The sequence below is a fragment of the Armatimonadota bacterium genome, assembly GCA_031459715.1.
Taxonomy (GTDB): domain Bacteria; phylum Sysuimicrobiota; class Sysuimicrobiia; order Sysuimicrobiales; family Humicultoraceae; genus Humicultor; species Humicultor tengchongensis.
In genome coordinates, this window is sequence record JAVKIA010000060.1 from 1 (window position 1) to 9,358 (window position 9,358).

11 protein-coding genes and 1 pseudogene are annotated in these 9,358 nt (G+C 69.8%); 4 read left to right on the forward strand and 8 right to left on the reverse strand.

What is annotated here, in order from left to right; all coding sequences use genetic code 11:
- The coding region (locus tag QN152_13420; protein ID MDR7540504.1) for an integrase core domain-containing protein at window positions 1-863 on the forward strand (863 nt) is incomplete at its 5' end.
- A gap of 14 nt (window positions 864-877) precedes the next feature.
- Here QN152_13420 and QN152_13425 read toward each other — a convergent pair.
- Both QN152_13425 and QN152_13430 read right to left on the reverse strand, forming a co-directional pair.
- A pseudogene (locus QN152_13425) lies at window positions 878-1,015 on the reverse strand (ATP-dependent Clp protease proteolytic subunit).
- A gap of 326 nt (window positions 1,016-1,341) precedes the next feature.
- Window positions 1,342-2,013, reverse strand: coding sequence for a DsbA family protein (locus QN152_13430; GenBank protein ID MDR7540505.1), 672 nt, complete (start codon window positions 2,011-2,013; stop codon window positions 1,342-1,344).
- Between the two features lie 265 nt (window positions 2,014-2,278).
- On the opposite strand from QN152_13430, the gene QN152_13435 reads away from it, so the two are divergent.
- Both QN152_13435 and QN152_13440 read left to right on the forward strand, forming a co-directional pair.
- On the forward strand, window positions 2,279-2,440 hold the full coding sequence (locus QN152_13435) for a hypothetical protein (protein ID MDR7540506.1): 162 nt from the start codon (window positions 2,279-2,281) through the stop codon (window positions 2,438-2,440).
- Between the two features lie 35 nt (window positions 2,441-2,475).
- A complete protein-coding gene (locus QN152_13440) occupies window positions 2,476-2,745 on the forward strand; it encodes a DNA-3-methyladenine glycosylase I (protein MDR7540507.1) in 270 nt (89 codons plus the stop codon).
- Between the two features lie 191 nt (window positions 2,746-2,936).
- Here the strand turns inward: QN152_13440 and QN152_13445 are convergent, their stop codons facing one another.
- The 6 genes from QN152_13445 to QN152_13470 form a co-directional block, all read right to left on the reverse strand.
- Window positions 2,937-3,956 (reverse strand): glycosyltransferase family 4 protein, encoded by a 1,020-nt coding sequence (locus QN152_13445; protein MDR7540508.1) that lies wholly within the window; start codon window positions 3,954-3,956, stop codon window positions 2,937-2,939.
- Window positions 3,957-3,962: 6 nt separating this feature from the next.
- Window positions 3,963-4,370, reverse strand: coding sequence for a 6-carboxytetrahydropterin synthase (locus QN152_13450; GenBank protein ID MDR7540509.1), 408 nt, complete (start codon window positions 4,368-4,370; stop codon window positions 3,963-3,965).
- A complete protein-coding gene (locus QN152_13455) occupies window positions 4,363-5,388 on the reverse strand; it encodes a zinc-binding dehydrogenase (protein MDR7540510.1) in 1,026 nt (341 codons plus the stop codon). Before QN152_13455 ends, QN152_13450 begins: the two co-directional genes overlap by 8 nt.
- Before the next feature lie 8 nt (window positions 5,389-5,396).
- On the reverse strand, window positions 5,397-6,707 hold the full coding sequence (gene der, locus QN152_13460) for a ribosome biogenesis GTPase Der (protein ID MDR7540511.1): 1,311 nt from the start codon (window positions 6,705-6,707) through the stop codon (window positions 5,397-5,399).
- Between the two features lie 17 nt (window positions 6,708-6,724).
- Complete coding sequence (ispH, locus tag QN152_13465; GenBank protein MDR7540512.1) at window positions 6,725-7,591, reverse strand: 4-hydroxy-3-methylbut-2-enyl diphosphate reductase; 867 nt, start codon at window positions 7,589-7,591, stop codon at window positions 6,725-6,727.
- 92 nt (window positions 7,592-7,683) lie between these two features.
- Window positions 7,684-8,019: a hypothetical protein gene (locus QN152_13470; GenBank protein ID MDR7540513.1), complete on the reverse strand. Its 336-nt coding sequence runs from the start codon at window positions 8,017-8,019 to the stop codon at window positions 7,684-7,686.
- Window positions 8,020-8,140: 121 nt separating this feature from the next.
- On the opposite strand from QN152_13470, the gene QN152_13475 reads away from it, so the two are divergent.
- Entirely contained in the window at window positions 8,141-9,145 is a 1,005-nt protein-coding gene (locus QN152_13475) for a hypothetical protein (GenBank protein ID MDR7540514.1), read from the forward strand.
- The last annotated feature ends 213 nt before the right edge of the window (window positions 9,146-9,358 follow it).

Consider the following 9,358-nt stretch of genomic DNA (forward strand, 5'->3'; position numbering starts at 1 on the left):
GGGACGGCTTCCTGCGCGTCTGGTTCGGTCCGCAGGAGATCGACCAGATGGCGGAGGAGGCCCTGCAGACAGCCGGCCTTCTGCCTCGTCTGGAAGCGCCGGTGGTGGACGTGGAGCGGTTCCTGGAGGGCTGCCTGGGGGCGGACCTGGACCAGTATGCCCCGTTGCCCCACGACGTGCTGGGCGCAACGGAGTTCCGGCCCGGAGTTCCTCCCCTGGTCCAGGTCAACGCGGCCCTCACCCGCGCCGCCCTGGACGACCCGCACCCGCCTCCGGGGAGCCGGGGCCGCTGGCGTGCCACGCTTGCTCACGAGGCCGGACACATCCTCCTCCACCGGGCCCTGGTGGAGCCCGACCCTTCCCAGACCTCGCTCTTCGACCCGCCCGACCGGCTGTTCCGCTGCCTCCATCGGGAGGTGGCGTTCGGGGGAGGCAGCGACTGGCGGGAGGTTCAGGCGAACCGGTTCATGGCCGCGCTGCTGATGCCGAAGTCGGTGTTCGTTGCCGCGGTGGTCCGGGCGCAATACACCAGGGGGCCCCACGAAGTCGGACGACTTCGTGGGGAGACGCTCCTGCGGTTCGGGGCTCGTCTGCGGGCGGCGGGGATCCTGCCGTCCATGGGCCGCAGGGGGGACGCCTACGAGGTCGCCCTGTGCGAGGCGTTCTTCGCCACCCTGGAGCGGGAGGTCCTGGACCGGTACCGGTTCCAGACCCGGGACGAGGCCCGCTCCGTGTTGTTCGCCTACCTGGAGGGGTTCTATAACCGCCGGCGCCGGCACTCAGCTCTGGGGTACCTGTCCCTGCGGACTTCGAGAGGAGGTGGTGGATCGGCCACGAATCTCTCAGCGCTACACTCTCCATGACACCGGGGTAGGTCCAAATTGGCCACGTGGTCGTCGATGGGCCAACCGATGAAGATGATCCGCTCCTTGAGCATGCGGGACTAAATGTCGTATGCTCGCTCACCTCGCGTCGTCTGCTCCACCACAATGAGGACGAGTCGACCTCTTGTCATGGCTTGCGGCTATCTTCCCCTGAAGGCGATCCGTTCGGAGCTGTCGTGACGGTCCAGGACAGGCTCTTCAGCCGCAATTCCTCGTCTGCCAGTCGCAGACCGGCCCGGCGTCCTCGGCCATGATCAGCCCGAGAGACTCTCCGGACGAAACGGGCGCCTCCGGTTTCCGGATCGCGTCGGGCCCCTTTGAGGGATGCGGTCAGCGCCTCGCCGAAGGGCCGCAGGTTTACAAAGACTCCTGAATCCAGCCTGTCGCGAAGCTCTGCGAGGCACTGCGGGTGGGGTAGGGCTCGCACCACGCAAAAGGCCATGGTCTCCCCTCCAGGTTACATCGGTGCCGATCTGCGGGATGCCCGCTGCTGCAGTACGGCTTCCAGCCAGGCCTTGAGGCGCTCGTAGCTTTGAGCTCCCGTCAGTCCGTATGTGTGGTCCGCGACCAGCGTGGGCACGCCAGTGATGCCGTAGAGCCGCGCCCGGACCAAGTCCTGCTCCACCTGGTCGCGGGTGTCCGGGGCGTGATAGTCCCGCTCCCAGCGGGCCACGTTTAGGCCGACGTCGTGGGCGCATTGGCGTAGCACCTCGAAGTCGGCGATGTTGAGGCACTCGGTAAGATGCGCGCGCTGCACCCGGTCGAACATGGCGCCGTGCGCCTCCTGGCCGCCCTGCCGTTCGGCGGCCTTGCAGGCCAGAAGCCCGGGCATCGAATACGGGTAGTCAAACGGCCGGGTCGCCATAAGGTCGGCGCGGATGCGGTGCTCGTCGTCGTTGCGGTTGGCGGCCCGCCAGTGGGACAGGATCTCGCGCTTTCCCGCCTCCTTGGAGCCGAACATAACTACGATGGCCTCCGGCGACGGCGCCAGGGCAAAGGCCCGGTGGACGACCCGGACCTCGGGGTACTCGCTGACCAGCTGGGGTACCCGGGGCGACAGCGCGTAGCACCACGCACACAGTACGTCGTGGAAAAACTCCAATTCGACCGTTTCGTTGTGGCGATCCATCTCAGTCCCTTTCGCTCAGGCTCCTTCACCGCCCACCACGGCAATAGTTTAATACACAAAAATAAGACGTAACACGCAAGTAGCAAACGCGGGCACAGGTTCGACGACCCTTGCAAGCCGCATGGATGCTGAATTTTCAACGCCACTAGGCTGGCGGGCGCGTGCGGCGCCGATGACAGTAGAAGGGGTCTCACCGATGGGCGATGCGCGGGCATCGATCCCGTCCGCACCGATCCGCCGCGGCCTGCGACCGCGGACGGCTTCGGTGAACCCGCACCAGCCGCTGGATCAGAATGGGCCTTTGCCTCTCCAGCAAGTCCTCTTTGAGCGGGCCCGGGCCCTTCCCGGCGTCCAGGTGGAGCCGAGCAAGGCGGCCAATGTGGTGGGGGCCAAGGGCTGGGGCGAGTTGCGCCCGGTGGTACGCTAGACACTCAAGAAGAGTTTGGCTACCTCGACCGGTACATCTGGCAGCCTGTCGGAGGCCGCCCGATCCAGCACCGCTACCGGACCGTGGGCCAGATCCCGGCGACGACGAAGGAGTCCGACGCCATGAGCTGGGACCTGCAGTGCCGGGGCTTTCGCTTCGCCGGCTCGACGATCTGCTATGCCTTCATGCAGGCCGCGGACATGGTGAATGACCATACGATCGACTGCTTCAGGTACGGCGAGGTGTCCCGATGCCTGCCGTCGCTGCGCCGCCGGCCTTGGGCCCACGTGACACGCCCGTGGTGACCATCGACCTTGGATATCATGGAAGCCAACACCCATCGGCTGCAGGCGTACTGTGACGCGCACTGCATCGCCAACCTACCACAACATCAAGACGCAAAAGGTCCCCCAGATCGCTGGACAGCAGCTCGCGGCCGTCGCGGCCGGGCGCCCGCTTGATGGTGGCCATCGACAGCCCCCGGGGAGCCGCCGCACTAGCTCAGCAGCGACAGGAGCAGCTCCCGCAGCGCCGCCCGGGTGTCGGCCCACGACGGCAGCGCCTGCCCGCGGACTGCCGCGGCGGCAGCCATCCGGCCGCGCAGGGCCGGATCGTCACGGAGTCTTCGCAACGCTCCAGCCAGCGCCCGGGGCCGACCGGGAGGCACCAGGATCCCCTCCACCCCGCCACTGATCAGGTCGGGGATTCCCCCTACGGCCGTGGCCACCACGGGCAGGCCGAACCACAGGGCCTCGGCCAGGGCCGTGGGATACCCCTCGTAGCCAGAGGGCAGGACGAAGGCGTCCACTGCCGCATACCTTGCACCCATCTCCCCGGGGGGCACAACGCCGGCAGCCCGCACACGATCCTCCAGGCGGTGGCGCCGCATGGCCTCCCGAACCTGCCGCGCATACGCCGGATCGGCCGCGCGGTCGCCCACCAGGTCGAGCCGCACGTCAGGGGGCAGGTCCGCCAGGGCCTCGATGAGCACATGCAGGCCCTTCACGGGAAGCCAGTTGGCCACGCAGAGAAGCCGCAGGCCCGCGCCGGCTTTCCGTTGGTGGCCCAAAGCGACGCCAGGCCGTGGGCGGGGCCCGTCCTTTCCGGGCGGGATCGTGTGCACCGGTCCCGCGACCCCGAAGCGGTGGAGCCACCGGCTCAGGTCCTGGCCGACGACGACGGCGAGGTCTACCCGACGAAGGAAGGCCATCTCCAGCCGTCGCCACCGCAGGCGGGCTGGCCCCGAGGTGGCGTGCAGACTGGGGAGCATGTGCATCAGCGCCACGGCTGCGGTCCTCACCGGCCGGGCAGCGATCCAGGAGAAGCTCTGGGCGATGGAGATGCTGTCCACGATCGCCACCCGCGGGTACAGCGCGGGCGGCGCGGTGACCACCGCCACGTCGACACCGGCGGAGATCAGAGATGCGCAGAGGTGCTGGTTGTACAGGTTGCCGCCCGTCAGACGGTGGGGCTCGCCCGCAACCAGCAGGGTGACATCGCCGTCGGAAGGCCCCACGGCCACTCACTCCGCAGGATTCCGCAGCGGCCCCTCACAGCCCGCCCAGACTTCCGGAGACTCCCATACAGTAACGCGCAGCGCTCTCAGCCGTCCGCCCGCGGAATCACCCAGGCGCAGCAGTCCCTCGCGCAGGGCGTGGAAGAGGTGACGGGCGACGACCTCTGCCGTGGTGTTCAGGCCGCAGAGGCCCGGGACGGTGTCCAGATCTCTCCCCGCCAGTGGCGCCAGGGCGTCGTCAAGCAGGCGGCGCAGCGCTTCCACGTCGAGCAGCGTCCCGTCGGGGCCAAGAGCCGGGCCGCGCACAACCACATCCACCCGGTAGGCGTGGCCGTGGGGTTGCGTGGCCGCGCCGAAGTCGCCGCGCAGGCGGTGCGTGGCCGAAAACTCGGCGGAGACGCCGATCTCAAACATCGTCGTAGGTGAGGACCACCTGGACCACCTGACCGGCGTGGGCGTCCACCAGCGCATACGCCTCTGCCGCCCGGTCAAAGGGGATGCGGTGGGTGACCAGCGGCGCAAGGGTCAGCGCAGGTAGCAGGCGGGTAGCTACGCGCCTTCGCCGCAAGAGATCCCAGCGGGGGGAGAGCGCCCCTGGGAGGTCCCCCACCTGGGAGCTGATCACCCGCAGCCTGCGGCGGTGGAACGCCGACCCCAGGTCGACCTCCACCGACTTCGTCCCGTACCAGGAAACCACCACTATCCGCCCCTCCACCCCGGCGATGTCCATCGCTGCCTGCAGGGCAGCGGGCTGCCCGCTGGCCTCCAGCACCAGGTCGGCTCCCCGCCCCTCCGATCGCGCGGCTACCGCGGAGGGGATGTCCTCGCGGGGATCGAGGGCCGCGTCGGCGCCCAGTACCAGGCTCAGCGCTCGACGGTGTGCAACGGGCTCCACGGCGAGCAACACCGCAGGCAGGTGACGGCGCACCAGTTGCGTCAGCAGCAGTCCCACCACTCCCTGCCCGAAGATCACCACCACCTCACCCACCAGGACCGGTGCATCCAGTAGCGCGTTTACCGCTGTCTCCAGGTTGGCCAGGAAGACGCCCGCCTCGGGTGGCAGACCCTGCGGCAGGACCACGGGCATCCCGGCGGGAACGGTGTAGACAGTCTGGTGAGGGTGGTGGGTGAAGACCAGGTCCCCTGGAGAAGGGGTCTGCACCCCCGAACCTACCTCCGTCACCCGTCCCACACTGGCGTAGCCGTACTTGACGGGGAACCCGAAACTTCCCCGCAGTGTGGGGAGGTCGAGCCTGAGCCCGGCGGGCGCTTCTCCACGGTAGATCAGCATCTCCGTCCCGTGGCTGATCGCGGAGCACACGGCCCGGATGCGCACCTCTCCTGGACCCGGAGGCCTGTCGGGTTCCTCGCGCACCTCCACGGCGCGCGGCCGCGGGAACCAGATCGCCCGGGCCCTCCCCTCCCCCGTCACGCCCGCCCCTACCCCCTCCTCCGGAGGACGAAGCGCAGGGGAGTGCCCTCCAGGGGAAAGGCCTCCCGCAGCGTCCGCTCCAGGTAACGCAGGTAGTGCTCCGGCATCAGGTCGGGGTCGTTGACGAACAGGACGATGGTGGGAGGGGCGGCGCGCACCTGGGTGGCATAGAGGATCTTCGCCCGTCGCCCGCGGGCGTCGGCGGGCGGGGGCGTCGCCTGTGCCGCCTCCACCACGCGGTTCAGAGGCCCGGTGGCCACGCGCAGGGCGTGGGCCTCCGCCGCCCGGATGACCGCCTCCAGGAGGGGGGCGATCCCGCTGCGCTGTTTGGCGGAGACGGCGCAAAGCGGCGCGTAGGCCGCAAACCGCAGAGCGTGGCGCACCCCCCGCTGGACCTCCTCCTGCATGCGGCGCTGCGGTGGAAGCAGGTCCCACTTGTTCAGGGCGACCACCAGCGCCCGACCCGCCTCGACGATCTCGCGGGCGATGCGCTGGTCCTGGTCGGCTGCGCCCTCGCTTGCGTCCAGGACGAGAATGGCCACCTCCGCCCGCTCCAGGGCGGCGTGCGTGCGGCTGATGCTGTAACGCTCGATCGCGTCCCCCACCCGAGCGGGGCGGCGCAGGCCGGCGGTGTCCACGATGGTCAGGGCCCGCCCGCGGTACTCCAGATGGGTGTCCACCGCGTCTCGTGTGGTCCCCGGCGCCTCGGCCACGATGACGCGGTCCTCTCCCAGGATGGCGTTGACCAGTGAGGACTTTCCCACGTTGGGTCGCCCCACCACCGCCACCCGGACCCCCGGAGGAGGCGGGGCCGCCTCCTCCGGCGGAAGCAGGGCCACTACCTCGTCGAGCAGGTCGCCGGCGCCGGTACCGTGGAGTGCGGAGACGGGCAGCGGCTCCCCCAGGCCCAGCGCGTGGAACTCGTAGATCCCCTCCAGGTGGGCCTGGTAGTCCACCTTGTTGGCCACCAGCAGCACCGGCTTGCGCGCCTGCCGCAGCACCTCTGCCGCCTCGGCGTCTCCCGGCAGCAGGCCGGCCCGCGCGTCTACCACCAGCAGCAGGACGTCCGCCTCCTCAATGGCCCGCAGCGTCTGCCGCCGGACCTCCTCGGGCAGCTCCCCCTTCTCCCGCAACACCAGCCCGCCGGTGTCCACCAGGAGGAAGGTCCGTCCTCCCCAGGTGCACTGGGCGTAGAGGCGGTCTCGCGTCAGCCCGGGCGTCTCCTCCACGATGGCCTGACGGCGGCCGAGCAGGCGGTTGAAGAGCGCAGACTTGCCCACGTTGGGACGGCCGACGATGGCGACGACCGGCGGGCGCATCGCGGCGGGCCCGGAGATCAGGAGACAGCGGCGTCGACCGCTTGCGCGTCCCCGATCTCCTGCAGGCGGTGCAGCACCCGGGTGATGATCCAGTCCGGAGTGGAGGCGCCGGACATCACCCCCACGGTGTCCGCGCCGTCGAACCAGGCGGGATCGAGCTCCTCGGGGACTTCGATGTGGTAGGTGGGCGCGCCGTGGGCCCGCCCCAGCTCCGCCAGGCGAGTGGTGTTGCTGCTACCGTGACCGCCCACCACCACCAGGACGTCCACCCGCCGGACCAGCTCCTCCGCCTCCTCCTGGCGCACGGTGATGGCCGGGCAGAGAGTGTTCAGCACCTTGAGCTCCCGGGCGCGCACCGAGAGGTCGGCCACGATCTGCCGGAAGTTCTCCAGGGACTGGGTGGTCTGGGAGAGCACGCCCACCCGGCCCCGCACCTTGACCCTCCGCGCCTCCTCCAGCGTGTGCACAATGGTCACGCGCTCCCCGAGCACCTCTTTGAGCGTGACCATCTCCGGGTGGCCGTGGTCGCCGACGACGATGACCTGGTAACCTTCCTCGGCCAGGCGGAAGGCCAGCTGGTGGGCGCGGACGACCACGGGGCAGGTGGCGTCCACGATGCGCATCCCCCGCTCCCGCGCGTGCTGCAGCACGGCGTGCTCCACCCCGTAGGCGGAGACGACGAAGGTCTCCCCGGCGAGGTCGCCCAGGCGCCCCGCCACCCGGACCCCTTCCGCCTGCAGCCGCTGCACCACCTGGGGATTGTGGATCAGGGGGCCCCAGGTGAAGACGGGTCCACCCGTCCCCCGGGCGGCGCCCTGGGCCATCTCCACGGCGCGCTTCACCCCGCCGCAGAACCCCATGTGCCGTGCGACGATGATCTCCACGCTTTCCCTCAGACGCCGCTGCGGGCGCAGGTCCAGACCAGAATATCAGCCTCCGTGCGCGCGGGGCAACACGCGTAGAGGACCGCCTCCGGCTAGTCCGCCGCCAGATGGCGCTCGATCCGCCGCGCCAGTTCCTCCAGGTCCCAGCCTGTGTATTTCTCCCGCCCGCCGATGACGAAAGCGGGAAAACCACGGATCCGGTGACGGGTGATGCGGAGGACTCCCGGGAGGGAAACGGGGTCCACGATGTAGACGGTAACGCGACCGCGAAACCGCTCGCCGATGGCGTCCAGCAACTGCCAGAGACGATAGTAGTCGCCCCGCGCCTGCGACCACTCCCGGACGCGCGTCCCTCTCCAGGTCCCAAGTAGCGGGGTGAGCACCTCGACGGCCAGGGGTTCCCGGGGGCGGCTCACACTCCTAACCATAGCAAAACCCCCGGCCCTTCCGGCCCGGGGTACAGGACAGCAGGGTGGGGATTGCGTATAATGCCCTCAAGCAGCCCGGCCTGTCGTGGGCGGGCACGCCGTGTGCTGTGGGGAGCCACCCGTGAGTGAGCGGCCGACGCCTCGGCGCACCAGCGGCATTCGCAGCGTGGTGCGCATCTTTCCGGATCTGGAGGACGACCTCCTGGTCAACCTCTTCCACAAAGCGGCCAAGGCCCAGTGGACGTCCCGCGACCTGGACTGGGGGCAGTCCCTGCAGATGACCTCGCGGCAGTACCGGGCGCTGGCGCGGATGCTCACCCCGGTCTACCTGGGGGAGCAGACGGCCATGGCCGGGGCGGCCAACATCCTGCCGCAGTTGATGGAAGCGGGGGAGACCACGGCGCAGCTCTACCTGGCCTCCTTCCTCATGGACGAGGCCCGCCACTTCGAAGCGCTGACCCGCCTCTACAAACGCCTGGGCTACCACCCCGTGGGCCTGCGCGAGCTGCCCGAGATGCTGCGTTACCACCACCGGCTGCGGAGGGGAGACCGTGTGGACTGGGTGTGGGGGATCCTCATCAGCGACCTCTTCGCCAAGCTCTTCTACCAGTGGTTCGCCGACGCGCAGCGCGAGGGGTTGTTCGGGCGCATGTCCGCCAGGATCCTGGTGGACGAGTCCCGGCACCAGGCTTTCGCCGAGCACTACCTGCGGCGCAACGTCCCCCGCATGGACCCCACCCGGCGGCTGGCCCTGCTGGAGATGCGGGACGAGCTCTTCCGCATCATGCGCGCTATGGAGGACCGGCTGCGCGCGGACTGCGAAGCACTGAACTTCGATGGCCACGCCTTCCTGGACCGCCTCTGGGGGGAGCTGGAGTCCTTCAGCAGGCGCATCGGCCTCAGCAACGGAGCCCCACCCGCGGATCGGCCAGGGCCGACGCCGCCGGAGGGCCCCATAGCGGAAGAAGCGGAGCCGTCGGCACCCCATTCCGGCACCTGGCACCTGGCCGGACTAGCCCTGCCGCGCTGTTTCGGCTGTGTGCTGGCGGCGATCTGCTCCGCCCACCCCGGGGACCTCGTGCCCCGCAGCCCCGCGACGCCCACCGCGCGCACCGCTCCGGCGTGAACCGCAAGCCCAGGGCCGCACCATCCTCGCAGGGGCCGGTGGAGGAGCGCCAGGCCGGAGGCGAGCGGCGCTACCTCTGGCCGCGCAAGAACACCCCGGAGCAGATCGCCCAGCGCCAGGCCGCCCTGCGAGCGCTGCCCGGCTGGGACCCTGCCTTCGACTTCATCTGGCGCTGGCCCCTGCCGCCCCAGGAGTTCGCCCGGGCGCAGGAAG

Coding starts and splice junctions, on each gene's coding strand:
- QN152_13430 (MDR7540505.1), bottom strand. CDS start 2,013: ATGGATCGCCACAACGAAACGGTCGAATTGGAGTTTTTCCACGACGTA.
- QN152_13450 (MDR7540509.1), bottom strand. CDS start 4,370: ATGTTTGAGATCGGCGTCTCCGCCGAGTTTTCGGCCACGCACCGCCTG.
- der (MDR7540511.1), bottom strand. CDS start 6,707: ATGCGCCCGCCGGTCGTCGCCATCGTCGGCCGTCCCAACGTGGGCAAG.
- QN152_13470 (MDR7540513.1), bottom strand. CDS start 8,019: ATGGTTAGGAGTGTGAGCCGCCCCCGGGAACCCCTGGCCGTCGAGGTG.